26 protein-coding genes are annotated in these 24050 nt (G+C 60.8%); 16 read left to right on the top strand and 10 right to left on the bottom strand.

Going from position 1 to position 24050, the window contains the following annotated elements:
• Nucleotides 1–116: 116 nt before the first annotated feature.
• Both MB818_RS07750 and MB818_RS07745 read right to left on the bottom strand, forming a co-directional pair.
• Nucleotides 117–1511: an aspartate aminotransferase family protein gene (locus MB818_RS07750; RefSeq protein WP_238904673.1), complete on the bottom strand. Its 1395-nt coding sequence runs from the start codon at nt 1509–1511 to the stop codon at nt 117–119.
• A gap of 76 nt (nt 1512–1587) precedes the next feature.
• Nucleotides 1588–2268, bottom strand: a complete 681-nt coding sequence (locus MB818_RS07745) for a GntR family transcriptional regulator (protein WP_238904695.1) — start codon at nt 2266–2268, stop codon at nt 1588–1590.
• Between the two features lie 146 nt (nt 2269–2414).
• Between MB818_RS07745 and MB818_RS07740 the strand changes: the two genes are divergently transcribed.
• From MB818_RS07740 to MB818_RS07720, 5 genes are all read left to right on the top strand, one after another.
• Nucleotides 2415–3500: a polyamine ABC transporter substrate-binding protein gene (locus MB818_RS07740; protein WP_234138252.1), complete on the top strand. Its 1086-nt coding sequence runs from the start codon at nt 2415–2417 to the stop codon at nt 3498–3500.
• A gap of 80 nt (nt 3501–3580) precedes the next feature.
• Nucleotides 3581–4708 (top strand): ABC transporter ATP-binding protein, encoded by a 1128-nt coding sequence (locus MB818_RS07735; protein ID WP_234138253.1) that lies wholly within the window; start codon nt 3581–3583, stop codon nt 4706–4708.
• A complete protein-coding gene (locus MB818_RS07730; protein WP_234138255.1) occupies nt 4708–5589 on the top strand; it encodes an ABC transporter permease subunit in 882 nt (293 codons plus the stop codon). The genes MB818_RS07735 and MB818_RS07730 overlap by 1 nt, the downstream gene beginning before the upstream one ends.
• The gene (locus MB818_RS07725) at nt 5586–6401 is read left to right on the top strand and encodes an ABC transporter permease subunit (RefSeq protein WP_234138257.1); all 816 of its coding nucleotides are present in this window, start codon (nt 5586–5588) and stop codon (nt 6399–6401) included. Before MB818_RS07730 ends, MB818_RS07725 begins: the two co-directional genes overlap by 4 nt.
• Nucleotides 6401–7705: an NAD(P)/FAD-dependent oxidoreductase gene (locus MB818_RS07720; RefSeq protein WP_234138260.1), complete on the top strand. Its 1305-nt coding sequence runs from the start codon at nt 6401–6403 to the stop codon at nt 7703–7705. The genes MB818_RS07725 and MB818_RS07720 overlap by 1 nt, the downstream gene beginning before the upstream one ends.
• A 4-nt stretch (nt 7706–7709) precedes the next feature.
• On the opposite strand, the gene MB818_RS07715 is transcribed toward MB818_RS07720, so the two are convergent.
• The 3 genes from MB818_RS07715 to MB818_RS07705 form a co-directional block, all read right to left on the bottom strand.
• The gene (locus tag MB818_RS07715) at nt 7710–8579 is read right to left on the bottom strand and encodes a phosphotransferase (protein ID WP_234138263.1); all 870 of its coding nucleotides are present in this window, start codon (nt 8577–8579) and stop codon (nt 7710–7712) included.
• 64 nt (nt 8580–8643) lie between these two features.
• Nucleotides 8644–9312 carry a flagellar hook capping FlgD N-terminal domain-containing protein gene (locus MB818_RS07710; protein ID WP_234138266.1) on the bottom strand — a complete coding sequence of 223 codons (669 nt, stop codon included), beginning with the start codon at nt 9310–9312 and terminating at the stop codon, nt 8644–8646.
• 3 nt (nt 9313–9315) lie between these two features.
• A complete protein-coding gene (locus MB818_RS07705; protein WP_238904670.1) occupies nt 9316–10890 on the bottom strand; it encodes a flagellar hook-length control protein FliK in 1575 nt (524 codons plus the stop codon).
• A gap of 107 nt (nt 10891–10997) precedes the next feature.
• Here MB818_RS07705 and MB818_RS07700 point away from each other — a divergent pair, with 107 nt between their 5' ends.
• From MB818_RS07700 to MB818_RS07675, 6 genes are all read left to right on the top strand, one after another.
• Nucleotides 10998–11288 (top strand): rod-binding protein, encoded by a 291-nt coding sequence (locus tag MB818_RS07700; protein WP_238904669.1) that lies wholly within the window; start codon nt 10998–11000, stop codon nt 11286–11288.
• On the top strand, nt 11275–11634 hold the full coding sequence (locus tag MB818_RS07695; protein ID WP_234216436.1) for a flagellar biosynthesis protein FlgN: 360 nt from the start codon (nt 11275–11277) through the stop codon (nt 11632–11634). The genes MB818_RS07700 and MB818_RS07695 overlap by 14 nt, the downstream gene beginning before the upstream one ends.
• A 210-nt stretch (nt 11635–11844) precedes the next feature.
• Nucleotides 11845–13071: a flagellin N-terminal helical domain-containing protein gene (locus MB818_RS07690; RefSeq protein WP_234138290.1), complete on the top strand. Its 1227-nt coding sequence runs from the start codon at nt 11845–11847 to the stop codon at nt 13069–13071.
• Nucleotides 13072–13138: 67 nt separating this feature from the next.
• A complete protein-coding gene (gene flaF, locus MB818_RS07685; RefSeq protein ID WP_234138295.1) occupies nt 13139–13516 on the top strand; it encodes a flagellar biosynthesis regulator FlaF in 378 nt (125 codons plus the stop codon).
• On the top strand, nt 13513–13917 hold the full coding sequence (gene flbT, locus MB818_RS07680; RefSeq protein WP_234138298.1) for a flagellar biosynthesis repressor FlbT: 405 nt from the start codon (nt 13513–13515) through the stop codon (nt 13915–13917). The genes flaF and flbT overlap by 4 nt, the downstream gene beginning before the upstream one ends.
• Complete coding sequence (locus MB818_RS07675; protein WP_238904668.1) at nt 13914–14711, top strand: DUF1217 domain-containing protein; 798 nt, start codon at nt 13914–13916, stop codon at nt 14709–14711. Before flbT ends, MB818_RS07675 begins: the two co-directional genes overlap by 4 nt.
• A gap of 12 nt (nt 14712–14723) precedes the next feature.
• Here the strand turns inward: MB818_RS07675 and MB818_RS07670 are convergent, their stop codons facing one another.
• A complete protein-coding gene (locus tag MB818_RS07670) occupies nt 14724–16301 on the bottom strand; it encodes a DUF427 domain-containing protein (protein ID WP_238904666.1) in 1578 nt (525 codons plus the stop codon).
• Nucleotides 16302–16394: 93 nt separating this feature from the next.
• On the opposite strand from MB818_RS07670, the gene MB818_RS07665 reads away from it, so the two are divergent.
• On the top strand, nt 16395–16673 hold the full coding sequence (locus tag MB818_RS07665) for a hypothetical protein (RefSeq protein ID WP_234163176.1): 279 nt from the start codon (nt 16395–16397) through the stop codon (nt 16671–16673).
• Nucleotides 16674–16677: 4 nt separating this feature from the next.
• On the opposite strand, the gene MB818_RS07660 is transcribed toward MB818_RS07665, so the two are convergent.
• Nucleotides 16678–17379 (bottom strand): winged helix-turn-helix domain-containing protein, encoded by a 702-nt coding sequence (locus tag MB818_RS07660; protein WP_234138326.1) that lies wholly within the window; start codon nt 17377–17379, stop codon nt 16678–16680.
• Entirely contained in the window at nt 17351–17638 is a 288-nt protein-coding gene (locus MB818_RS07655) for a hypothetical protein (protein WP_234138334.1), read from the bottom strand. The genes MB818_RS07660 and MB818_RS07655 overlap by 29 nt, the downstream gene beginning before the upstream one ends.
• A gap of 179 nt (nt 17639–17817) precedes the next feature.
• Here MB818_RS07655 and MB818_RS07650 point away from each other — a divergent pair, with 179 nt between their 5' ends.
• The 4 genes from MB818_RS07650 to MB818_RS07635 all read left to right on the top strand — a co-directional run bounded on the left by MB818_RS07650 (nt 17818) and on the right by MB818_RS07635 (nt 21755).
• Entirely contained in the window at nt 17818–18294 is a 477-nt protein-coding gene (locus MB818_RS07650) for a hypothetical protein (RefSeq protein WP_234138337.1), read from the top strand.
• A gap of 97 nt (nt 18295–18391) precedes the next feature.
• A complete protein-coding gene (gene rnhB / locus MB818_RS07645) occupies nt 18392–19009 on the top strand; it encodes a ribonuclease HII (RefSeq protein WP_238904664.1) in 618 nt (205 codons plus the stop codon).
• A 106-nt stretch (nt 19010–19115) separates the two neighbouring features.
• The gene (locus MB818_RS07640; protein ID WP_234138342.1) at nt 19116–20219 is read left to right on the top strand and encodes a site-specific DNA-methyltransferase; all 1104 of its coding nucleotides are present in this window, start codon (nt 19116–19118) and stop codon (nt 20217–20219) included.
• A 159-nt stretch (nt 20220–20378) separates the two neighbouring features.
• Nucleotides 20379–21755, top strand: a complete 1377-nt coding sequence (locus MB818_RS07635; RefSeq protein WP_234138353.1) for an adenylate/guanylate cyclase domain-containing protein — start codon at nt 20379–20381, stop codon at nt 21753–21755.
• A 6-nt stretch (nt 21756–21761) separates the two neighbouring features.
• On the opposite strand, the gene MB818_RS07630 is transcribed toward MB818_RS07635, so the two are convergent.
• Both MB818_RS07630 and mutY read right to left on the bottom strand, forming a co-directional pair.
• On the bottom strand, nt 21762–22895 hold the full coding sequence (locus MB818_RS07630) for an alkane 1-monooxygenase (protein WP_234138356.1): 1134 nt from the start codon (nt 22893–22895) through the stop codon (nt 21762–21764).
• A gap of 60 nt (nt 22896–22955) precedes the next feature.
• The gene (mutY, locus tag MB818_RS07625) at nt 22956–24011 is read right to left on the bottom strand and encodes an A/G-specific adenine glycosylase (protein WP_238904662.1); all 1056 of its coding nucleotides are present in this window, start codon (nt 24009–24011) and stop codon (nt 22956–22958) included.
• Nucleotides 24012–24050 lie beyond the last annotated feature (39 nt).

Raw genomic sequence — 24050 nt, 5'->3', positions numbered from 1 at the left:
CGACAGTTTAGCGACGGATGCGACGCATTGCTAAGCTGTGACCGCTAATGCTGTCGGAATAAGCAAAGCCGGCCCCATCGGGACCGGCTTGAGATTCTGTACCGATTGTCCGCCGATCAGGAGGCGGATTTCATCAGGCCCTGTTTCTCGATTTCAGCCTGCGCCTCGTCGAGCGATCTACGGATGCGCACGAACATCTCGTCGATCTCGGCCGGCGTGATCACCAGCGGCGGCGAGATGATCATCCGGTCGCCCACGTGGCGCATGATCAGGTTGTTGCGGAAGCACCGTTCGCGGCAGATATAGCCGATGGTGCCGGGTTCCGACGCGAACTTGGCGCGGCTGGCCTTGTCCGGGGTCAGCGCGATCGAGGCCATCATGCCGACGATCTTGGCTTCGCCCACCAGCGGATGGTCGGTCAGCGCTTCCCATTTTTCCTTGAGATAGGGCGCGGCCACGTTGCGGACGTGGTCGATGATGTTCTCTTCTTCAAGGATGCGCAGGTTCTCAAGCGCGACGGCGGCGGCGACCGGGTGACCGGAATAGGTGTAGCCGTGGTTGAACTCGTCCTTGCCGATCACATGGGCGACCTCGTCGCAGACGATCGAACCGCCGATCGGCGCATAGCCCGAGCTGAGGCCCTTGGCGATGGTCATGATATGGGGGCGGATGCCCATGGTCTGGGTTCCGAACCAGTTGCCGGTTCGGCCAAAGCCGCAGATCACCTCGTCCGCGATCAGCAGGATATCGTATTTGTCGCAGATGCGCTGAATTTCGGGCCAGTAGCTGTCGGGGGCGACAATAACGCCGCCAGCCCCTTGAACCGGCTCGGCGATAAAGGCCGCGACGCGGTCCTCACCCAGTTCCTGAATGGCTTCTTCCAACTCGCGGGCGCGGGCCAGGCCGAATTCCTCGGGGTCCATGTCGCCGCCTTCGGCCCACCAGTTGGGCTGATTGATATGGTGAACACCTGGAATCATGCCGCTTTGCGCATGCATGCCAGCCATGCCGCCCAGTGCCGACGACCCCACGGTCGAGCCGTGATAGGCATTCTTGCGGCTGATGATGACGTTCTTTTCGGGCTTGCCCTTGTTCTGCCAATAAGTGCGGACCATGCGAATATTGGTGTCGTTGGCCTCGGACCCGCCACCGGCAAAGAACACATGGTTCAGGTCACCGGGCGCCAACTCGGCCAGTTTCTGCGCCAGCGCGATGGCCGGCACATGGGTGGTCTTGAAGAAGGTGTTGTAATAGGGCAGCTCGCGCATCTGGCGGGCCGCGACCTCGGCCAGTTCGTCACGGCCATAGCCGATATTGACGCACCACAGCCCGGCCATCGCATCGAGGATCTCTTCGCCCTCGCTGTCGTTCAGCCAGACGCCGCGGGCGCGGGTGATGACACGGGTGCCTTCTTCGCCCAGCGCGTTGTTTGCCGAGAACGGATGCAGGTGATGGGCCGCATCCAGCGCCTGCAACTCGGCGGTGGGCATGTGATTTGTGATGGTCGCCATCGGGTGAGTCTCCTGCAAAAACGGTCTTGATGGCAGAATATGATCAAATTTGATCGTGTCAAATCGAATCGTGATCTCAGGCGTTTTCCGCCAGTACTCCGGCCATCTGTTCCATGCCCTGTTCGACGTCCTGTTCCATAGCAAGAGCGACCCCGTCGACATCGCCTGCGCGCAAGGCATCGAGCATTTCCTTGTGCCGGTCCGGAAGGTTCTGGGTGCCGAACCGACCGCAGACCACCCTGAGCGAGGGGCCGAATCGCAGCCATAGCCGTTCTGCCATTTCGGTGAGGATCGGCGCGTCCGCCACCTGATAGAGCAGAGCGTGAAAATCATAGTTCGAGCGCAGATATCCGCCCACATCGCCACTCTCGATCGCCTGATCCAGTGCAGAATCCAACTCCACCAGCCGAGCAACGGCTTCGGGTGTCATCCTCTCGGCCGCGCGGCGGGCGAGTTCGGCCTCGATTGATTTTCTTACGAAAATAACCTGCTGCAAATCGTTCTGGGTCAGCACCGGTACGCTTACCCGCCGGTTGCCCTGAAATGACAGCGCGCCTTCGGACATCAGGCGGCGGATCGCCTCGCGTACCGGAGTCATCCCGACACCCAGCGAATCAGTCAGCCCCTGGATGGTCACGGCCTGCCCGGGAGCCAGCTCTCCGAACAGGATTCGGGCCCGCAACATCTGATAAACCTGTTCGTGAACAGGCTGTTTTCCTTCACTCGGAGTGGGCCCGGATGCAGCTTTTTTGATCATATTCAAAGGAGTTGCCCCTATTTCGTCATGACGACTTGTCAGACCTGCGACTAGGTGAAAACATAAACACTGTTGCCGCAGAAGGCAAAACTTGATCAAATCTACCGAGGTGGGAAAATACCCGCCACCTTGCAGGGAGACATTCAATGACATTCAAATCGCTGACACTCACGGCGGTGGTTGCGCTGGCAAGCTCGACGGCCTTTGCGGACGAAGTGCGCGTCTACAACTGGTCGGACTATATCGACGAGGAGTTGCTGGCCAAATTCGAGGCCGAGACCGGCATCACGCTGATCTATGACGTGTTCGACAGCAACGAGGTGCTGGAGACCAAGATGCTCGCCGGCGGGTCCGGCTATGACGTGGTGGTGCCGACCGGAACTTTCCTGCAACGTCAGATTCAGGCAGGCGCCTTCCAGAAGCTGGACATGTCCAAGCTGCCCAACCACGCAAACATGTGGGACCAGATCGAATCCCGTACCGCGCAATACGATCCGGGCAACGAGTATTCGATCAACTACATGTGGGGCACCACCGGCCTGGGTGTGAACGTCGGCAAGGTCAAGGAAGTGCTGGGCGAAGACGCGCCGATGAACAGCATGGATCTGGTGTTCAAGCCCGAGAACATGGAAAAGCTGGCCGCCTGCGGCGTGCATTTCCTGGATGCACCGACCGAGATCATCCCGGCGACACTGAAATATCTGGGTGAGAACCCCGACAGCCACGACGCCGATGTGATCGCCAAGACCGAACCGGTGCTGATGGCGGTGCGCCCCTACATCCAGAAGTTCCACAGCTCGGAATATATCAACGCGCTGGCCAATGGCGACATCTGCGTGGCGATCGGCTGGTCGGGCGATATCCTTCAGGCGCGTGACCGCGCGGCCGAGGCCGACAATGGCGTCGAGATCGAGTATCACGCCTTCAAGCAGGGCTCTCTTATGTGGTTCGACCAGATGGCCATTCCGGTCGACGCACCGAACCCGGATGCGGCGCATGTGTTCCTGAACTTCATCATGGACGCCCAGAACATGGCCGCTGCGTCGAACTATGTCTATTACGCCAATGGCAACAAGGCGAGCCAGGAGTTCCTGGTCGAGGACGTGATCGGCGACACCGCGATCTATCCCGACGCGGAAACCATGGACAATCTCTATACCACCACGCCTTATCCGGCGAAAATCCAGCGGACGGTCACCCGTCTGTGGACCAAGGTCAAATCGGGCACCTGATCCGGTCCGGACCTTATCAGGGGCGGGCCTGACGGCCTGCCCCAATCTCAACCCCATTTAGCCGAATACGGGGGCCAGCCTTGCAATCATCGACCTTCGCGCCTTGGGAAGACCCCGATGCGAAACCGCTGATCCGTTTCAAGAACGTGACCAAGCGGTTTGGCGAATTCACCGCCATCGACAACCTGACGCTGGATATTTTCGAGCGCGAGTTCTTTGCCCTGCTTGGCCCGTCCGGCTGTGGCAAGACCACGATGATGCGCATGCTGGCCGGATTTGAAACCGCCACCGAGGGCGTCATCGAACTGGCGGGACAGGACATTGCGCCGGTTCCGCCGAACAAGCGTGCGGTGAACATGATGTTTCAGTCCTATGCCTTGTTCCCGCATCTCAGCGTCTGGGACAACATAGCCTTTGGCCTGCGTCGCGACAGCAAGTCCAAGGACGAGATCAAGGCCCGCGTCGAAGAGATGCTGCGTCTGGTCCGGCTGGAGAAATTCGCCCATCGCAAACCGCACCAGATCTCGGGCGGTCAACGGCAGCGGGTGGCACTGGCCCGATCGCTGGCCAAGGCACCGAAACTGTTGCTGTTGGACGAGCCGCTGGGCGCGCTGGACAAGAAACTGCGCCAGGATACCCAGTTCGAACTGATGGATATCCAGGAGAAGACGGGCACCACATTCGTGATCGTGACCCACGATCAGGAAGAGGCAATGACCGTGGCCAGCCGTGTCGCAGTCATGGATCAGGGCCAGCTGATGCAGGTCGCCACGCCTGACCGCATCTATGAAACCCCCAATTCCGTCTATGTGGCCGACTTCATCGGCGACGTGAACATCATCGAGGGCCGCGCCACGCCCGAGGGCGAAGACGGCTATCACATCGACTGGGCCGAGGGGCAGCCGGCGCTGACCGCGAAATCCTCTGCCAAGTTCGACAAGGGGCAGAAATGCCATCTGGCCATCCGCCCCGAAAAAGTGGCGATCAGCGCCGAACGCCCCGCCGATGCCGCCAATGCGGTGCAGGGAAGGGTGCATGACATTGCCTATCTGGGCAATCTGTCCACCTATTACGTCGAACTTGCGGACGGTTCGATCATCAAGGCGCAGACCTCGAACACGCGCCGCATCTCGCGCCGCAGCTTTACCTGGGAAGACACCGTCTGGCTGTCATGGACAGCCACGGCGGGTGTGCTGCTGGCAAACTGATGCGCCGGTTCCTGCTGATCGCCATTCCCTATGCCTGGCTGCTGGTGCTGTTCCTGGTGCCCTTCGCCATCGTGCTGAAAATCTCGCTGTCGGATGCGGCCATCGCCCGGCCGCCCTATTTCCCGCAATTCGACTGGGCCGAAGGCATCATGGCCTTTGTCCGGGAACTGGATTTCGAGAATTTCATCTTTCTGACCGAAGATGACCTGTATTGGAAAGCCTATCTGAGCAGTCTCAAGATCGCGCTGACAGCGACGGTACTGACATTGGTGGCGGGCTATCCCATTGCCTATGCCATGGCGCGCGCGCCCGAGGAATGGCGCCCGACCCTGATGATGCTGGTGATCCTGCCGTTCTGGACCTCGTTCCTGATCCGCGTCTATGCGTGGATGGGTATCCTGTCGAACGAAGGGTATCTGAACCAGATCCTGCTCTGGACCGGGATCATCTCAGAGCCGCTGACCATCCTGAACACCAATACGGCGGTCTATATCGGTATCGTCTATACCTATCTGCCCTTCATGATCCTGCCGATCTATTCGGCGCTTGACCGGCTGGACGGGTCGCTGATCGAGGCCGCCGAGGATCTGGGCTGTTCGCGGGCGCAGGCCTTTTGGCTGGTTACCATCCCGCTGTCCCGGCCTGGTATCATCGCGGGCTGTTTTCTGGTCTTCATTCCGGTTTTGGGCGAATTCGTGATCCCCTCGCTGTTGGGCGGGTCCGGCACGCTTATGATCGGCAAGGTTCTGTGGGAAGAGTTCTTCTCGAACCGCGACTGGCCGGTTGCCTCGGCGGTGGCCGTGGTGCTGCTCTTGATCCTCGTGGTGCCCATCGTGCTGTTCCAGCGTAACCAGCAGAAACAGGCGGAGGCCGAGAAATGAGCAGGATGAGCTGGTTCAACACCGTGTCGCTGACACTGGGATTTGCGTTTCTCTATATCCCGATGCTGATCCTGATCGTCTACAGCTTCAACGAGAGCAAGCTGGTGACGGTCTGGGCCGGGTTCTCGACCAAATGGTATGGCGAGCTGTTCCAGAATGATGCGTTCCTGAACGCGGCCTGGGTCACACTCAAGGTTGCCGTGATGTCCTCGACCCTGGCCACCATCCTGGGCACGATGGCGGCGCTGGTGCTGGTACGGGCAGGACGGTTCATGGGCCGTACCCTGTTTTCGGGCATGATCTATGCTCCGCTGGTGATGCCCGAGGTGATCACCGGCCTGTCGCTCTTGCTGCTCTTCATCGGGATCGGTCTGGATCGCGGCGTGATGACCATCGTATTGGCGCATACGACCTTTGCCATGTGTTATGTCTCGGTGGTGGTGTCCTCGCGGCTGGTTACTTTCGACCGTTCGCTGGAAGAGGCGGCGCTGGATTTGGGCTGTTCCCCGGCCGAGGCCTTTCGGTTGGTTACCCTGCCCATCATCGCGCCTGCGGTGATCTCGGGCTGGCTTTTGGCCTTTACCCTGTCGCTGGACGATCTGGTGATCGCCTCCTTTACCTCGGGTCCTGCGGCGACCACCCTGCCGATCAAGATCTTCTCGGCGGTGCGTCTTGGGGTCAGCCCCGAGATCAACGCGCTTAGCACGATCATGATTGGCATCGTCACCGTTGGCGTGATCAGCGCCTCGTTGATCTCGAAACAGGCGTTGGTGCGCCAGAAACGGGATGAACAGGCGGCGGCCCGCGGCTGATGCGTCGGATCTTTTCCGAGTATGCCTATGGTGACGGGCCGCGCGCGGGCTGCTGGTGGGACGAGACCATCGCCGCGCCGGACTGGCCCGTTGCGGCGGGCGACATTCGAGCGGACGTCGCGATTATCGGCGGTGGTTTCACCGGCATGTCGGCCGCGTTGCACCTTGCCGAAAGCGGGGTATCGGTTGCGGTGTTCGAGGCCAAGGCCCCCGGTTGGGGTGCTTCGGGCCGCAATGGCGGGTTCTGCTGTCTGGGCGGTTCCAAGCTGAGCGATGCCCAGAAACGCAGACGTTATGGCGCCGAGGGCGCGCACGCGTTCGATGACGCCGAGAGAGAGGCGGTTGCTCTTGTCGCCAGCCTGATCGAACGGCACCTGATCAGTGCTGACACCCATTCGCATGGCGAAACACAATTGGCGCATAACGCCCGCGCCATGGACGCGCTGCGCCGTCAGGCAGACGCGGAGCATGGTCGTGTGCACGAGAAACACGAGCTGGCGACCGAAGGTCTGAACGGAGAGTTCCTTGGCGGGCTGACCAGCGATGTCGGTTTTGCCTTGAATCCGCGCAAATACCTGTTCGGCCTGGCCGCTGCTGCTGCGGCGTCGGGTGCGCGCCTGTTCCAAAACAGCCCTGTCAACCGGATCGAGCAGGGCGCGCGGGGCCATATCCTGCATACGCCAAAGGCCCGGATCAAGGCAGAGACCGTACTGATCTGCACAAACGGCTATTCCAGCGAGGACATGCCGCCCTGGCTCGCTGGCCGTTACATGCCCGCGCAGTCGAGCGTCATGGTCACCCGCCCCCTGTCCGAAGCAGAACTGCAAGCGCAGGGTTGGACCTCGGACCAGATGGCCTATGACACGCGCAACCTGCTCCACTATTTTCGCCTGATGCCGGACCGGAGGTTTCTGTTCGGTATGCGTGGTGGGCTGCTTTCCTCTCCCCGTGCCGAGGCCAGTATCCACGCCCGGTTGCGTCGGCATTTCAATGCGATGTTCCCGGCATGGACGGGGGTCGAGGCAACCAACTTGTGGTCCGGGATGGTCTGTCTGACCCGGGGGTTGATGCCCTATGTCGGCCCGGTGCCGGGGACGCCGGGCCTGTTTGCCGGGCTTGCCTATCACGGTAACGGGGTGGCGATGGGAACCTATTCTGGGCGCGCATTGGCGCGGCTGGCGCTGGGCTCGGACCCTGGTTTGCCGCACGCGATGAAAACACCCTTGGCGCGTTTTCCCCTTGGCCGGTTCCGCCGTGCGATCATGCCGCCGGTCTATCTGGCGCTTGGGCTGGGCGATCTTTGATCGCTCAGCAGGCTGCCAGTGCCGCGCTCTCAAGCTCAAAGGCCGGGGCATAATCGGGCGCCCCATTCCGGGTCCGCCAAAGGCAATAGGCCGCCATGCGCCAGTGAAACCACGGCTTCAGCGACAGGTAACGCGCCACCGTGCCGGTGTCTTCATAGGCGCCAAGAAACTGCTGCTCCTCTGCTGCTGTCAGAGGAGCGCCCCGATAGACCTGCTGCATGGCCGGCGACAGGAACATCGCCAGATCCTCGGCCGGGTCGCCGATGGCAGGGCATTGCCAGTCGATCAGGATCGCCTGGTTGCCGGAAACCAACAGGTTTCCAGCAACCGGGTCGCCATGGATCAGACAGGTAGGCCCCGGATCGATCGTCGCTGCCTGCGGCCGCGCTTTCTGGAGCAATTCGCGGTCGGCGTGAGTGCAGCGCGCCAGAATGGCCTCGGCATGCGCACCTATGGCGGCGCTGCCGTTGCAGCCCACTGGCGCCGGGATGTCGAGCGCCCGCCGGTGCAGATTAGCCAGAATTCGGGCAGCGACCGTCGGGTCAGATTGCCATGGGTCGCCTGGGGCATGGTCGTAGACGACCCATGCCTCTTGCGCCAGCGTGCCCGAAGCCCGCAGTTGCGGAGCCAGCCCGGTGCCCTGCAGCTGGTTCAGGCAGAGCGCCTCAAGCTGTGCATCGTTGCCGAACAGAGGGTTATCGAAATCCCTGCGATAGAGCTTCACCACCAGATCGTCGGCCGGGCCAAGCAACCGCCAGACCCTGTTGGTGCGCCCGCCATAAAGCGTTTCGAACCGGTCACCATTCTGCAACAGGCCACGTTCGCGCAGCTGCGCGACAAGACCCGGGGGCGGGATATGCTCTGTCTGTTCCAACTCGGCCTCAGGTTCTTGGCGCGGGCAGTCCCGCCCGCCTTGGCAACCCGGGGCGACGAGCGGATCAGCCGTTCGCGCGCACGCCGGTTACCATATTGGCCAAAATCGCCTGACCGCCCTCAAGGATCAAGATCACTTCGCCATTCTCGATCTGGGCTTCGGTCACCGGGTGATAAACGGAGGCGGCCTCGTCCAGCAGCAATTCGTCTGACTTGTAGCTTTGGATCGCAATACTATAAAGACCGTGGGCTCGTTGCGACCCGTCGCTTTCCAACCCGGACCAGGTAACAGGCTCTGCGGAAACCGGTATCTCGTAGCGGTCTATGATTTCGCCCTGTGCGTCGCGCACAACCAGGTAGGCTTTGTCGGCAGCAGCGAGTGGAGCGGGCGATACGGTAACGGGAGAACCACTGAAGTGTGCCGGGGCAATTGCGCGGGCGTCTTTGCCGATCCAGTTTGACAATTCCGCCATATTGGTGGCACCCATCTTCTCCACCAAGGCGGCTAGGGTGTCGTTGGTTTTTGTCTGTTGTTCGACCATCGAGAATTGCGCCAGCTGAGCGGCGTATTCTGAAGAATCAAGAGGTTCGAGCGGGTTCTGGTATTTTGCTTGGGTTGTAAGCATTCGAATGAATGTGTTGAAATCAGAACTAAGAACGCGCGAATCCTGGGCGTTGGAGGGCGACGATTTCTGTTGAGTTGCCGCCGTGACAGGGTTTACCGCTGTGACCATGGTTCAAAGCCTTATGTCCAAGCCGCTGGTAGCGATACGTAGTCTGTTGTCAGGTTCGATTGATGGGAGTGATTCGGGCGTATGCATCTTCGGTTCCCCGCCGTTTGATCTTTGCTCGGTATCGTCGCCTGTTTCGCTTTGCGACCCACCGAAACTGAAGGAGACATCGGCGAATCCCATATCGCGGAAATCCGCGGATAACTCGTCGATATGGCGCCGCATTAGGTCGAGCGTTTCGGGCCTGTCCGCAAAGATCGTCAGTGTCAGAATGTCACCGCGGGTTTTTAGAGTCATCTGCACGCGTCCCAGCTCTTCGGGATCAAGCGCGATTTCGACGCTGCCCGCATCGGGTCGGTTGGCGACCGCAGCAGCTAGTTGCCCACCAATATTTCGCACCGCCTCTGCGGTGATTGCTGTCGTGTGAACTAAGGATTGAGTGCCGGAAGCGGCGGGCGTGGCAAATGACATGTCCAAGAGTCGCTCGCCCCCACGCTCCATCAACAAGTCGGCGCTGATCGGAAACCGGGCCGTGGATAAGTTCGTAAACGGTTGGAGGGGAGTTGATGCGAACTCTTGAGCTTTGGCGGCGCTCACCGCGACCCGTTGTTTTATCATGGCCCGATCGGCTCGAGGCAGGTCAGTTTCCGGAACGGTACTTTCCAGTGCGCCAGTTACCCGCACCTTTTCCTGTGTAGGGCGCTGGGTTGCTTCTTCGCCCCCTTTCATGTTGGCCGAGATCTCGATGGCCGAAGCGATCCGCTCTTTGTCAACCGATTTGGCCGTATGGTCGTTCGCGGCGGAAACCGTTTCCGAGTCGCTTGTTGCCGAATGTAATACGCGCGGTTGTGAAAGCAGTCCGTCCCTGGACAAGGCGGAATACGGAGATATCCGAAGCTGCTTTTCTACTTGGATGGGTTTTGCCGGAGGCTCCCAGATCAGGCGGGTGGACCCGGCTGTCTCGACCTCTCCGACTTTGAAGGAAGGTGTTCCAACCCGATTCAGGTATTGTTGTTGCCTCGTACTCTGGGTTGGGCGGTTGGTTTCGATAGTAGGCGAAGTAAAGGATGAGAGCCTGAAATCTGATAGCTTCTGTCGGTCATCCGTGCGTTGGACGGCTGCACTCAGTCGCGCCGAATTGATGGTCAGGCCATTTTCGCCAGAGCGCGTCTCTCTGAGAGCGCTGCCAATTTGTTGCGCTTCATCCGGACCATCCGACAAGACGGGCTTGTCGCCAGCGGTACCTATCTCATCCTGGGTGGTGATTTCCTGAACGCCGGATTCTCGAATAGGCGAGTCTTTTGGCTGTTGATCAAATCGGTTCGTTCCGATCTGCGCGGTTGCCTCTTCAATCTCGTCAGCTTGTTCGACAGCCAAAGCTTCGTCATCTGTCGGCGTGGGTTCGTTTTCTTCCAACGGGACGCGCCCCTGCTTTGCTGTTGAGCCGGTCCATGCATGAAACACGTCACCAAAATCGGAGCGAGTGCTGCCGGTGTGCTGGCCAGGAGCAAGGGTTTCTATGCGCGAATTTGTTGTCTGGCCGGCAAGCGGCAGGTTGTTGGGGCTGGTCAGTCCGGTCATGCGAATTTCTTTCGTTGTGAGACCAAGCATTGTCGCAAACCGGTTACGGTTTTTTTAACCGCTTATCTGTCTGATCGGAAAAGTTCGAAACAATTTCTAGGCGATCAATGGACGTATCTCAGACATATCTGGCCACTACTCTATCGGGCGAAAGGCAAACGGCAGACAGCGCTTTGCAAAGAGTCGCGGTTGAACTGGAAGCGACTTTTCTTGCTGAAATGCTGAAATCTGCGGGTCTTGGTAAGGCTCGCAGCGCCTTTGGTGGCGGTGCCGGCGAAGAACAGTTCAATTCATTTTTGGTTCGTCAACAGGCGGATCAGCTGGCCCGATCCGGTGGAATTGGATTGGCCGAATCACTCTTCAACGCATTGAAGGACTCCCGAGATGGACAATACTGATCTTGATGATCTGCTCTCGTCGCTTGATGAACTGCTGGAGATGGAGCGCGCCGCGCTGGTGCGGGGCGAACTGGAACAACTCGGGCGGATGACCGACGAAAAGGAAAGACTGGTTCAGCGTATCAACGCGACTCCCGATCTTCTACATGAGCAGCTTAGGCCGCTGCACCAGAAAGTGACCCGCAACCAGGTCTTGTTGAACAGCGCGCTTGAGGGGATTCGGGCAGTGTCCAACCGTATGTCCGAACTTCGCAAGGTGCGACAGGGGCTCGAAACCTATGACCGTGATGGTCACAAGCATCGGTACGCAGCATTCGGAAAGACTCAGCTAGAGAAACGGGCATGAAAGAACAGTTGAGTCAAATTTGTGGAATGCAGCGGGCCCGCTTTAGCAAACCGTTAGGAGATCGGGGGCAAATCTAGCGTCGCACCTCGGAATGAGTGTGGCGCGAGACCGGTTCTCGGACTTTCGCATTCGTCAGAAAGACGTTTCCGAACGCCTGAAGGGGCGGATGCAAACCCGGGCCAAAGGCCCACAAGATCAAAGGATGATGTTATGTCCAGCATTCTGACGAACAATGGCGCAATGGTGGCGCTGCAGACCCTCAAGTCGGTGAATATGAACCTGGGTCAGACCCAAAACGCCATTTCGACCGGTAAGAACGTGGCCACCGCAAAGGACAACTCGGCCATCTGGGCCATTTCGAAAGTGATGGAATCGGATGTGAAGGGTTTCAAGGCGATCAAAGACAGCCTTAGCCTGGGTGAATCGACTGTTGCAGTTGCCCGAAACGCGGCCGAGACCGTGACCGATCTGCTGACCCAGATGAAAGGCAAGATCGTTGCCGCACAGGAGGACAACGTTGATCGCAACAAGATCAACGCCGACGTCACCGCGCTGAAAGACCAGATTTCGGCAGTTGTGGGCGCCGCCCAGTTCAACGGGCTGAACCTGGTTGATGGAAGTGCCGCTTCGGCTTCGATTTTGTCGTCGCTCGATCGTGACAACGCGGGTAACGTGACCGCCTCGTCGATCACGGTTACCGGGCAGAACCTGTCGACCGGCGGCTATACTGCCAAGGCCGTGTTCGATGCGACCAACACTGACGGTGTGTCGGCGGATGGCCAGGACAGCTTCGGCTTCTCGCTGGATGCGAATGGTGGCACCGACGATAACGGCCAGATCGAGTTCGAGCCGCAGGGCACAGCCGCTTATGCGGCCGGTGACAGCTTCACCATTCGTCTTGGCGATACAGAGGTGAGCTACACTGTCACTGCCGAAGACATCGCGTCGACTTCCCAAGCGGATGTGATCGCGGTCGGCATGAAGGCGGCGATCGAGGCCTCGGGCGCCAATGTGACCGTCGACTACAACGCGGCAAACTCGGGTCGGCTGGTGATCACCAACGGTGGTACCGACAGTCTGCACGTGTCGGGCCAGTTCTCCAACGCCAACTCTGGCGGTTTGGGTGCGCTGGCGGCAATTGACGTGTCGAACTCCGCTGGTGCAGCCGCCGCTCTGGGCTCGATCGAAACTCTGATCGACACATCGATTGATGCCGCGGCAGCCTTTGGCTCGGTTCAGGGACGGATCGAAACCCAGAAGACCTTCATCTCGAACCTCACCGACTCGCTGAAGTCGGGCATCGGTTCGATGGTGGATGCGGATATGGAAGAGACCTCGGCCCGCCTGCAAGCGCTGCAAGTGCAGCAGCAGCTGGCGGTTCAGTCGCTGTCCATCGCCAACCAAGCGCCGCAGTCGATCCTGTCGCTGTTCCGCTAAGCAGTATGGCCGGGGCGTTCGCGCCCCGGTCCCTCCTGCCGACATTTCCCAACAGTAAGGACATCACGTGAACGCGCTTCTTCAGGCACGACAGGCCTATTCGGCCGCTTCGGCTCCGACCAGGACGCCACGGAACATGGAATACGAAGTCCTGTCCCGGATCACTCACCGCATGCACAGCGCCGCCAAGCGGGGGCGCGCGGGGTTCGGGGAACTGGTCGAGGCGTTGCACGAAAACAACCGGTTGTGGGGGGTCCTGGCGACCAATGTGGCTGAGGCTGACAACGCTCTGCCACCCGATCTGCGAGCCCGGCTGTTCTATCTGGCCGAGTTCACTCAGGTGCATACCAGCAAGGTGTTGCGACGCGAGGCTTCCCCGCGCCCCTTGCTTGAAATCAACACGGCCGTCCTGCGCGGTCTGCGTCAAGGGAGCGCAACGGAATGAGCGGTTTGGTCCTGAAACTGGCACCCAAAGAACGAGTTCTGATCAATGGCGCGGTGATCGAGAATGGTGACCGCCGCGGCAGGCTGTCGATCATGACCCCCGATGCCAATATCCTGCGTCTGCGCGATGCGATTCATCCCGAAGAAGCAACGACTCCGGTGCGTCGGGTCTGCTATGCCGCACAACTGGTTTTGTCCGGCGACAGCGACCCCGAGCAGGCCAGAATGTCGCTGTTGCGCCGGATCGAGGAACTCAGCCAAGTTTTCACCGATCCCGACAGCCGCAAGGCGCTGGCGCAAGCGACCGAGGCACTGGTCGCGGATCATCCCTATAAATGCCTCAAGGCGCTGCGTACTCTTCTTCCTCGCGAGGAGCGCATTCTGGCGCTGCGACCGCAATGAGTTACCAGCCGGTTCTGATATCGGGCGGCATTGCCGGCTGGCGGTTCCTGCAGCGCACCTATGACGCTCAGGCGCAAAGCTTCTCCAATTCCGCTGTTCGCAATCGCGAAAGCTCTTATTTCATGGAGAAGATCGGCCAGGTGAAAAACGCCAAGGACCTGGTGTCGGACCGGCGGCTTTTGCAGGTGGCTTTGGGGGCGTTCGGCCTCGAGAATGATCTGAACAATACTTACTTTGTACGCAAAATCCTCGAAGACGGGACAACCGCGTCCGATGCTCTGGCCAACAAGCTTTCGGACAAACGCTATCGCGAGTTCTCCAAGGCGTTCGGACTGGGGCCGGGTGAGGTGCGGACAACCGGTCTGGTCACCTTCATGGAGGATATCGTCGCCAAGAACGAGGCGGCAGGGTTCGAACAGGCGATCGGCGAACAGGACGAAACCATGCGGATCGCTCTCTATGCGCAGCACGAGTTGAAGGCCCTTGCCGAAGACCGTTCAAGCGACAATGCCAAATGGTTCAGCCTGATGGGAGTACCGCCGCTGCGCAAGATGATGGAAACCGCGCTGGGCCTGCCGTCGGGCCTTGGGCGTATCGACATCGACCAACAACTGGAGATATTCGAAGACAAATTGCAGGCGCTGACCGGCTCGTCCAAAGTGTCTCAGTTCACCGATCCGGAAATGCTGGACAAGGTGACCATTGCCTATCTGGCGCGATCACAGATCAACAGCCAATCGCTGGCAGCGTCAGCGGCCCAGAATGCGTTGACGCTGTTGGGTAATCTGCGGTGATCGATGGGGCGGTCAACTCTCGGGCTGTTGCACCCGAAACATTGTCCGGTCGATCTCGACCGCATAGCAGGTCACGGGGTGCGAGACATTGTGCAACGCGACTTCACCCAGCGGCAGGCAATTGCCGCAGGCGCTTTCAACCTCTTCCGAGACGACAATTCTGTGTCCGGTGGCCTTGCCATAGTCGCCCAGCCGCGCCGCGATATTCGCAGCCTGACCGATCACGGTAAAATCGAGACGTTCCTTTGATCCGACATTGCCATAGGTGACCCGACCATAGGCCAGCCCGATGGCGCAATCCAGCGCCACGTCCCCCTCGGGTGTTTCGGCCAGCTTCGTAACGATCTCGGTTGCCGAGGTCATGGCCTGACGATGGGCGGTCTGGGCATCGGCACCGGCAGGAAATACCGCAAGCACCGCGTCGCCGATGAACTTCAGGACCTCGCCCTCATTGGCATGCACGATTTCGGACACCGTCTCGAAGAACCGGTTCAACGTGCCGATATAGCTGGCGCGCCCCAACTCCTCTTCTAGCCGGGTCGACCCGCGCAGATCGCAGAACATGATCGCGGCGTCGATCTCGTCGCCGTCTCCACGGCGGATTTCGCCACCAAGAACCCGCGCACCGCTGCGCTTGCCGACATAGGTCTCCAGCAGTGACTGCGCATTCTCGCGCTGCATGAACACCTCGTAATAGCGGCCGATTACTGCGGAGCATTCAAAGATGAGGCCAAGATTGGCGGTGGTGAACCCGTCCGGGTGATCGCAGCTCATGGTCAAGACGTTGATGCGCCCATCGGAAAACGGCATCGGCATGGCGACATAGTCGGTGGCGCCCTGCGCGCGCAACTCCTGCATGATCGGGAATTCTGTATCGGTCGGCCCGTCTGTCAACCGCTGACGGATGCCGCCCAGGCCGTTTGACACATGCCGCAGCGGGCTGTTGTTGAAAGCCGGATGATCGTGGATTTCATAGGTCGGCGCATAGGTCGAGATCTCGGCCTTCCCCTTTTCCCAGATGTAATGTTTGCCTGCGATCAGCGGATGCAGCGACCAGGCCAGAACGCTCAGCCGCGAGACCGCGATCCCGTGATCCAGCATCTTTTCGGCCAGCGCGCGGGTGAATTCCTCGGCCGTACGGAACGAAGCCGCACCGCGCATCAGCCAGTCGACAAGCGGGCCGCTGACATGGCCATCCGCCCCCTCGTTCAGGCTGTTGTCGCCCAGTTCGATCCGCGTATGGGCCTGCGGCATGAACCCGACATAACCGCGTATGCCGGCGCTCTCGGGCAAAGGCGTGTCGTAGGACCAGACCGCATTGGCCACCTTCTCCTCGCCGACATACATGTCGCGGTAACTGGCCGTTCCCTTGAACGGGCAAAAGGTCTGAAGCTCGGTCGGCTCTCCCAGCGGCACCAGCACGTCGTCGCGCGGGATGTAGATTGCCGGCGCCAGGCGGGTCTCGTACATCACCAATGCGCGGGTCGTTGCCGCCAGCAGCACATCGTTGCGATACACCTCGACCTTTCCGTCGAGCGGTTCGATACTGATGTCATAGCTCTGGGCCCGTGGGGTGGCATGGACGTTCATCGACAACCTCCTTTTTGCCCGTCAGGTCATAGGATGGGGGCAGGGGGGGTGAATGCCAAGGGCACGAAACTGAAATTATCGGTGAGGCAGCTGATGCGATCTCTTCTGATGACAGCTCTTGTCATTGCCCCAATTGCACCGCTCGAGGCGCAGCACAGCCGGATACCCCAGCCGACGCGCGATCAATGCATCTGTATCGCCGTCTGTCAGGCGACCAACCGTCCGGCCTGGGTCTCGGGGCCGCCGCCGACATGCCCGCATATCCGGGATGAGTTGATTATCGACAATCGCGCCACCTGCGCCTGCCCGGCCTGGCCGCCCGCGCAATCGCAGTCGCGACCCGCGCCGGGACGCGAGTCGCCCAATCACTGATGCATCAGACCATCTGGATCACGCTTTTCTCGATTGCCAGCATATAACCGCGTTTGGCGATGTTCTTGACCAGCAGGGCGCTGATCATCTGGTTGCCCAGCGTGTCGCGCAGCCGCTTGATCCGGGTGGCCCCAGCGGCCTCGTCACAATCGGCGGCAGCCCGGCCCGAGATCACGGATTCGATCTGCGACCCCGATAGCACCTCGTCATCCATCCGCGCCTCGGCCAGCACGGCGAGGGTCTCGATGGCGGCGGGGGTCAGCTGGAACTCCATGTTGTTGAGGTAGACGGTGTTCTCCTCGCGGCTGATCAGCAGCGAGGTCACCTGAATGCCGGTGCGCTCGATCTGGGCCATGCGACGGTTGAGCAGCACCAGCATCGCCAGAAAGGCCAGTGCTGCGATCATCATGGCACTGGCAAAGACCAGCAGCACGAAAATTACCATGCGATAGCTCGACAGGGTGTCGGCAAAGGCGGTGCCCGATTGGGCCAGGATTTCCAGCAGCCGGATCTCGGCCTGGGTGGTCAGATCGTTTTCGATGAAAACCCGCTCGACCCGCGCGTTGAACGCGTTGGCGTCGGGCAGGGTCAGCAGCAGAAAGGTGGCCGCCGTCGCCAGGATGACGACAATGGCGGCGATGCCGAACCCGATCAGCCGGGTACCTGACCGGCGTGCCTCAGAAACGGAGAAAATAGGGTCCGGCATCGGCCTTCCTCTGGTCCAGTCCCTCGGGTCCAAAGACCGAAAGCACGTTGAGCAGGGTCCATCCGGCAGCTTGCAGGCGGGCGGCGACCTCGGGTGTGGCCTGTCCGGCGGAACAGCCGGAGACCTGCATGACACCGTAATGCAGCCGCAACGGCTGTTCCTGCTTGGCCTTGTAATCGGCATAGCATTCGGCGGCGCCGGCGCTGGCGGGGGCCGCGATCAGGGCCAGAAGGGCCAGGATTTGGGAGAACTGTTTCATGGCCATTATCCTGCGCCCTGAAGCGAGGATATTCAATAACCGCAGGGCGATAGCGGGGCTGATATCGGATAACAGAGGGGCGATATTGCTTGTCCGGACGGGGCGGGCGCAGGTTTGGCACATCACCACCGCCCGTGACGATGCGGGCCAGAGAACAGACAACCGAAAGGATCCCTCTCATGCACCGCAAGTTCATCGCTCTTGTCCTGTCCACCGCCATCGCCGTCACCGGTGTCTCTGTCAGCCAGGCTCGTGCCGCCGATGCGCATGACATTCTGGGTGGTCTGGCGGCCATCGCCATCCTGGGTGCCGCCGTTCATCACTATGACAAGAAGAAGGATCGCCGCCGCCAGCAAGAGCACGCCACCCGCAACCAACACAACCCGTATCCGACGCATGACCCGCATCGCCGCGCCAAGCCGCTGCCGACCGATGTGGCACGTTATAATCTGCCGTCGCGCTGCTTGCGCGAGGCGGATGGCTATCGCGGTCATGGTCCGGTGCTGGGTGCACGTTGCCTGACGCGGCATTATGGCCATGCCAACAGCCTGCCGCAGCAGTGCAAGGTGTCCTATTGGAATGGCGAGCGGACCCGCAACGCTTACGAGCCCAACTGCCTGCGCCAGTTCGGCTATCGCGTCGCCTATTCCAACTGAGGTCGAGCAGGAGGCCCGTAAGGGGCCGTGGGGCAGGGGGCATGGCTCCCTGCCTTTTTGCTTGTCCCGAGACGAGAATTCAGGTCAACCAAGGGGCATGACACAGCCTGATTACCAGCTCGAAGCGGCCCTGACAGAGCAGGGCCGCATTCGTATCGCCGGCGTTGACGAGGTCGGGCGCGGCCCATTGGCCGGCCCGGTGGTTGCAGCAGCGGTGGTGCTGGACCCTGCGGCCATTCCCGCGGGGCTAAACGATTCCAAGAAACTGACGGCCGCCCGGCGCGAGCGGTTGTACGATATCCTGCATGCCAGTGCCCAGGTGAGCATCGCCGAAGCCAGTGTCGAGGAGATCGACGCCCTCAACATCCTGCGCGCCTCGCATCTGGCTATGGAGCGTGCTGTGGCCGCTCTGGACCCCGCACCCGATTTCCTGCTGATCGACGGCAACCTGATTCCCGCCGGTCTCAGCATCTCGTCGCAGGCGGTGATCAAAGGCGACGGGCGGTCGGTGTCGATTGCGGCGGCCTCGATTGTGGCAAAAACATGGCGCGATCGGCTGATGGTGGATTTGGCGCAACAGCATCCCGGCTATGGTTGGGAACGCAACGCCGGATACCCGACAAAAGAGCATCGTGCCGCTTTGCAAGATCTTGGTGCAACCCCACACCATAGGCGTTCTTTCAAGACAGTGCACAAGATATTGTATCAAGAGTAAATCGTAACTCGCTGATTCAAAAAAGAAATTGACCGCGAATCCGGTTTGACTCATCCTGTCATCAACCAAATGAGCGCAAAAAGCGCCGTGGAACTTGAGGCAGACTATGACGACGACCAAGACAAAGGGCGCAACAGCGCTCCCTTTAAACACGATTATAGCCGGCGACTGCATCGACGTGATGAACGCGATGCCAGAGGCGTCGGTGGATCTGATCTTTGCCGATCCGCCATATAACCTGCAACTCAAGGGCCAGCTGCATCGTCCCGACAACAGCCAAGTGGACGCGGTCGATGACCACTGGGACCAGTTTTCCAGCTTTGCCGCCTATGACCAGTTCACGCGCGACTGGTTGAAGGCCGCCCGGAGACTGTTGAAACCCAATGGCGCGATCTGGGTGATCGGGTCCTATCACAACATCTTCCGGGTCGGCTCGGCGCTTCAGGATGCGGGGTACTGGATCCTAAACGACGTGGTCTGGCGCAAATCGAACCCGATGCCGAATTTCCGTGGCAAGCGGTTCACCAATGCCCATGAGACGATGATCTGGGCGTCCAAGGCCGAAGGCGCCAAGTACACGTTCAACTATGAGGCGCTCAAGGCGCTGAACGAAGGTGTGCAGATGCGCAGCGACTGGGTCATGCCGATCTGCACCGGGCATGAGCGGCTCAAGGACGAAAACGGCGACAAGGCGCATCCCACGCAAAAGCCCGAGGCGCTGCTGCACCGGGTTCTGGTCAGCTCGACCAATCCGGGTGACGTGGTGCTGGACCCGTTCTTTGGCACCGGCACCACCGGTGCAGTGGCCAAGATGCTGGGCCGCGAGTTCATCGGCATCGAGCGTGAGGAAGCCTATCGCAAGGTCGCCGAAAAACGTATTGCCAAGGTGCGCAAGTTCGACCGCGAGGCGCTGGAAGTCAGCGCCAGCAAACGGGCCGAGCCCCGCATTCCCTTTGGTCAGTTGGTTGAGCGCGGCATGCTGCGTCCGGGCGAAGAGCTTTACAGCATGAACCAGCGGCACAAGGCCAAGGTGCGCGCCGATGGCACGCTGATCGGCCAGAATATCAAGGGTTCCATCCACCAGGTGGGCGCGCATCTGGAAAATGCGCCGTCGTGCAATGGCTGGACCTACTGGTGCTTCAAGCGTGACGGCAAGACGGTGCCGATCGATGTTCTGCGCCAGCAAATCCGGGCGGAACTGGAAAACTGACCTCGTAAGATCCCAAGAATACCGCCGGTGCCTGTGGCCTGACACATGGCACTACACCTTGCCCCGCCGCATGTCGGCGGGGTTTTTTCTTTGTCGCACCCGGTACCCGCCCCGGCCTATTGTGACTATCTGATAGGGCAGGAACGAAGGAAACGACCCATGACCGACAGCACAGCAGCGCCTCCGCGCCGTGAGCGGTTCTTTTTTACCCAGCCCGACGAGTTCGATTTCGACAACCGGTTTACTCAGGCGGCGCTGAGCAAGCACAAGCGCGAAGGGCTGGAACTGGCGGTGCGCGCGCGCTGGGTCGCGATGGCAGTGATCTCGGTGCTGCTCATCTTTGTGAACCCGCATTGGGACGTGATCTATTACCACGGCATTCTGGCGCTGCTCGCTGTCAATGGCTGGTTCATCCGGCGGGCGGGGCGTGTCGGGCAATCGCGGCTGGAGCTCTTGCTGATCCTCGCCGATCTGCTGATCATGACGTTGGGCATGGTGATACCCAACCCGCTGTCCGACGACGTGCGACCGCTGGCGATGCAGTACCGGTTCGACAATTTCCAGTACTTCTTTGTCATCCTGGCGGCGGGGACGCTGGCCTATTCCTGGCGTACGGTGATTACAATCGGCACATGGACCGCGATCCTGTGGACGCTTGGCTGGGTTGTCGCCCGGTGGCAGTCCGAACCTATTGCCGAGCTAAGCGCCCGCGCGCAGGCGGCATTCGCGGGTTTCCCCGACGTGGCCGAAGTGATGGAGCCCAACAGCTTCATGGTTCAACTCCGCGTGCAAGAGGTGGTGGTGTTCCTGATCGTTGCGGTCACGCTCGGGGTGACTGTGCGGCGTTTCAACCGGCTCTTGACCACCAATGCCGGGCTGGAACGCGAACGCGCCAACCTGTCGCGCTATTTCTCGCCCAATGTGGTCGATGCGCTCAGCCAGAATGACGAGCCGCTGAAACAGGTGCGGCAACAGGATATCGCCGTTTTGTTCATCGACATAATCGGCTTTACCCGTTTTGCCGCAGGGCGCGACCCCTATGAGGTGATCGAGGTGCTGCGTGGTTTTCACGCCCGGATGGAGGGTGAAGTGTTCCGCCATAACGGCACACTCGACAAATACCTGGGGGACGGGCTGATGGCGACATTCGGCACCCCGGTGGCCGGCGAGACCGATGGCAGCAACGCGCTGGCCTGCGCCCGCGCCATGGCCAAGGTGATCGGTGATTGGAACCGCGAGCGCCGCCGCCAGGGCGAGCCCGAGATCCGGGCCGGGATCGGTGTGCATTACGGCCCTGCGGTTCTGGGTGATATCGGTGCCAATCGGCTGGAATTCGCTGTGATCGGAAACACGGTGAACGTTGCCGCCAAGCTGGAAGCCCAGTCGCGGGTCTATGACGCCGGCATTGTGATCAGCGACGATCTGCGCCGCCAGGTGGAGGCAGAGGGTGGGGCGATCCTGATGGATGGGTTCGACGAACGCCGGGGCGAGATGATCCCGGGCATGGCGGATCCGATGGCGGTCTGGGTTCTGTAACAGAACTCAACGCGGGGTCGGGTTCAGCGCCTTGTTATAGGGCTTCCAGTCGGTGATCTCGGGGTAATACCGGTGCCGCCAAGCCCGCACGCGCGGGTTCATCACTCGCCGCCAGAGCGGTGGGATCATCGCGGCCACCGTCATCACCGGATAGCCATAGGGCAGCTGCGGCGCATCCGCCTCGGTATGGTTTTGCAACAGGGGAAACCGCCGGTCGGGCTTGTAGTGATGGTCCGAATGGCGTTGCAGGTTGATCAGCAGCCAGTTCGAGGCCTTTTGCGCCGCGTTCCAGGAATGCCGCGGCATCACATGTTCGTATTTGCCGTCGCCCAGGTATTTGCGGGTCAGGCCGTAATGCTCGACATAGTTCACCAGTTCCAACTGCCAGATCGCGGTGCCTGCCTGAACCAGGAACAGGCCGATCCCGGCCCAACCGCCCAGCAGCCCGGCCAGCGCCAGCATCAACCCCTGCAAGGCCCAATAGCGCCAGAACGGATTGGCTGGATCGGTCCAGCGCCGGTCCTTGCGGGCCAGCATCTCGCGTTCGGCGCGAAAGGCCGAGCGCAGGCATTGCACCAGGACGCGCGGATAGAAGCGATGGAACCCTTCGTTGTAACGCGCGGTGACAGGGTCGCGCGGGGTGCCCACATGGCGGTGATGCACCAGAAGGTGCTCGGACCGGAAATGCGAGTAAAGCACCATGGCCAGCAGGATATCGCCCAGCCAGCGCTCGAACCGGTTCTTCTGATGCATCAATTCGTGGGAATAGTTGATGCCGATGGTCCCGGTAATCACCCCGACCCCAAAGAACAGCGCGATCTTTTCACCGGTCGACAGGTGATCGGCGCGGGTGGCGTACCAGATCAGCCCGTAAAGCGTGACGAATTGCAGCGGCACCCAAAGCTTGGGCAGCAGGATGTACCAGCCCAACGCCTCGTCACCGGTCTGGGGGTCGGCGTTTTCCTCGTTGAGGCCCGTTACCTGATCGTAAACCGCAAACGCCCACCAGGTCGAAAGCGGGACCGCCAACAGCCACCATCCGCCCTGGCTGGCCACGATCCAGACCAGCGGGATCAGAAGGAAGGACAGCCAGAACGGCATAGCGCTTTGCCAACGGGCCAGGGTTTCCGTGGGGATCATTGCAGGCTCCACATCCGAATGCCTGAAACATAACCGTTTTTTCGGGGTCTGCCCATGACGCTATTGGCCGCGCCAGAGGTCGAAGGCCTTGCGCATCACCGTGGGCAGGTCTGATGGGCGAAAGGCGTGTTTGTCGATGATGACCAGCCCCTCGGGCGCGGTGTCGACCTCCAGCGGCGCCGTATGAATGCGCAGGATCAGGTGGAAATGGGTAAAGGTGTGGCGCACCTCTGCGGGCAGTTCGCGCCATTGGGCCTCGAAGGGGGGAGAGGGTTCGGGGGCCTCGGACCAGTCCGAACCGGGCCAACCCAACATACCCCCCAACAGGCCCTTGTCCGGGCGACGCTCCATCAGCCAGCCACCGTCGGAATGCTGCGCCAGATAGACATGCCCATGGCGGATCGGCTTGGGCTTTTTGGGGCTTTTGCGGGGCAGGTCGGCGACGGTGCCGCGCTGGCGGGCCAGGCAGGGGGGGCGCAGCGGACAGATTCCGCAGGCGGGCGAGCGCGGGGTGCAGATCGTCGCGCCCAGATCCATCATCGCCTGGGCGTGATCGCCGGGCCGCTTGGCCGGGGTTATCGCGGCGGCGTGCTCCTTCAGCACCGGCTTCACGCCCGGAAGCGGCTCTTGCACGTCGTGTAGCCGCGCCATCACCCGTTCCACATTGCCGTCCAGCACCGTCTCGGCCCGGTCAAAGGCGATGGCGGCGATGGCGGCGGCGGTATAGGGGCCGATGCCGGGCAGGGCGATCAACCCCTCGTAGCTGTCGGGGAACTGGCCGCCGTGCTCCTCACTTACCGCGCGCGCACATTTCAGCAGGTTGCGGGCGCGGGCGTAATAGCCAAGGCCCGCCCATTCTCCCATTACCGCCTCGTCCGGTGCGGCGGCCAGCGCCGCAACCGTTGGCCAGCGGGTGGTGAAGCGGTGGAAATAGTCGCGCACTGCCGCCACGGTGGTCTGTTGCAGCATCACTTCTGACAGCCAGACGCGATAGGGGTCGGGGCGCGTGCCTGCCGCGCGCGCCGCTGGCCCCACCCGCCACGGCATTTCGCGCGCGTGGCGGTCGTACCAGTCGAGCAGCGCACCGCTCACGTCAAAGTGTTGGAGGTCGCGCACGAAAATTCCCTTGCTTCTATCGGTTTCACTGGTGCCGCT

The organism is Ruegeria alba (assembly GCF_022321465.1).
Classification (GTDB): domain Bacteria; phylum Pseudomonadota; class Alphaproteobacteria; order Rhodobacterales; family Rhodobacteraceae; genus Ruegeria_B; species Ruegeria_B alba.
This window is presented reverse-complemented; position numbering and strand designations above follow the sequence as displayed.

What these genes read in the sequence shown, in the direction of transcription:
- MB818_RS07640 (WP_234138342.1), top strand. Translation starts at nt 19,116, where the DNA reads ATGACGACGACCAAGACAAAGGGCGCAACAGCGCTCCCTTTAAACACG.
- MB818_RS07670 (WP_238904666.1), bottom strand. Translation starts at nt 16,301, where the DNA reads ATGAACGTCCATGCCACCCCACGGGCCCAGAGCTATGACATCAGTATC.
- MB818_RS07635 (WP_234138353.1), top strand. Translation starts at nt 20,379, where the DNA reads ATGACCGACAGCACAGCAGCGCCTCCGCGCCGTGAGCGGTTCTTTTTT.
- MB818_RS07700 (WP_238904669.1), top strand. Translation starts at nt 10,998, where the DNA reads ATGGACGTATCTCAGACATATCTGGCCACTACTCTATCGGGCGAAAGG.
- flbT (WP_234138298.1), top strand. Translation starts at nt 13,513, where the DNA reads ATGAGCGGTTTGGTCCTGAAACTGGCACCCAAAGAACGAGTTCTGATC.
- MB818_RS07730 (WP_234138255.1), top strand. Translation starts at nt 4,708, where the DNA reads ATGCGCCGGTTCCTGCTGATCGCCATTCCCTATGCCTGGCTGCTGGTG.
- MB818_RS07690 (WP_234138290.1), top strand. Translation starts at nt 11,845, where the DNA reads ATGTCCAGCATTCTGACGAACAATGGCGCAATGGTGGCGCTGCAGACC.
- MB818_RS07750 (WP_238904673.1), bottom strand. Translation starts at nt 1,511, where the DNA reads ATGGCGACCATCACAAATCACATGCCCACCGCCGAGTTGCAGGCGCTG.
- MB818_RS07630 (WP_234138356.1), bottom strand. Translation starts at nt 22,895, where the DNA reads ATGATCCCCACGGAAACCCTGGCCCGTTGGCAAAGCGCTATGCCGTTC.
- MB818_RS07710 (WP_234138266.1), bottom strand. Translation starts at nt 9,312, where the DNA reads ATGGTCACAGCGGTAAACCCTGTCACGGCGGCAACTCAACAGAAATCG.
- MB818_RS07745 (WP_238904695.1), bottom strand. Translation starts at nt 2,268, where the DNA reads ATGATCAAAAAAGCTGCATCCGGGCCCACTCCGAGTGAAGGAAAACAG.
- MB818_RS07655 (WP_234138334.1), bottom strand. Translation starts at nt 17,638, where the DNA reads ATGAAACAGTTCTCCCAAATCCTGGCCCTTCTGGCCCTGATCGCGGCC.
- MB818_RS07740 (WP_234138252.1), top strand. Translation starts at nt 2,415, where the DNA reads ATGACATTCAAATCGCTGACACTCACGGCGGTGGTTGCGCTGGCAAGC.
- MB818_RS07705 (WP_238904670.1), bottom strand. Translation starts at nt 10,890, where the DNA reads ATGACCGGACTGACCAGCCCCAACAACCTGCCGCTTGCCGGCCAGACA.
- MB818_RS07720 (WP_234138260.1), top strand. Translation starts at nt 6,401, where the DNA reads ATGCGTCGGATCTTTTCCGAGTATGCCTATGGTGACGGGCCGCGCGCG.
- MB818_RS07695 (WP_234216436.1), top strand. Translation starts at nt 11,275, where the DNA reads ATGGACAATACTGATCTTGATGATCTGCTCTCGTCGCTTGATGAACTG.
- rnhB (WP_238904664.1), top strand. Translation starts at nt 18,392, where the DNA reads ATGACACAGCCTGATTACCAGCTCGAAGCGGCCCTGACAGAGCAGGGC.
- MB818_RS07675 (WP_238904668.1), top strand. Translation starts at nt 13,914, where the DNA reads ATGAGTTACCAGCCGGTTCTGATATCGGGCGGCATTGCCGGCTGGCGG.
- MB818_RS07650 (WP_234138337.1), top strand. Translation starts at nt 17,818, where the DNA reads ATGCACCGCAAGTTCATCGCTCTTGTCCTGTCCACCGCCATCGCCGTC.
- MB818_RS07660 (WP_234138326.1), bottom strand. Translation starts at nt 17,379, where the DNA reads ATGCCGGACCCTATTTTCTCCGTTTCTGAGGCACGCCGGTCAGGTACC.
- MB818_RS07725 (WP_234138257.1), top strand. Translation starts at nt 5,586, where the DNA reads ATGAGCAGGATGAGCTGGTTCAACACCGTGTCGCTGACACTGGGATTT.
- MB818_RS07665 (WP_234163176.1), top strand. Translation starts at nt 16,395, where the DNA reads ATGCGATCTCTTCTGATGACAGCTCTTGTCATTGCCCCAATTGCACCG.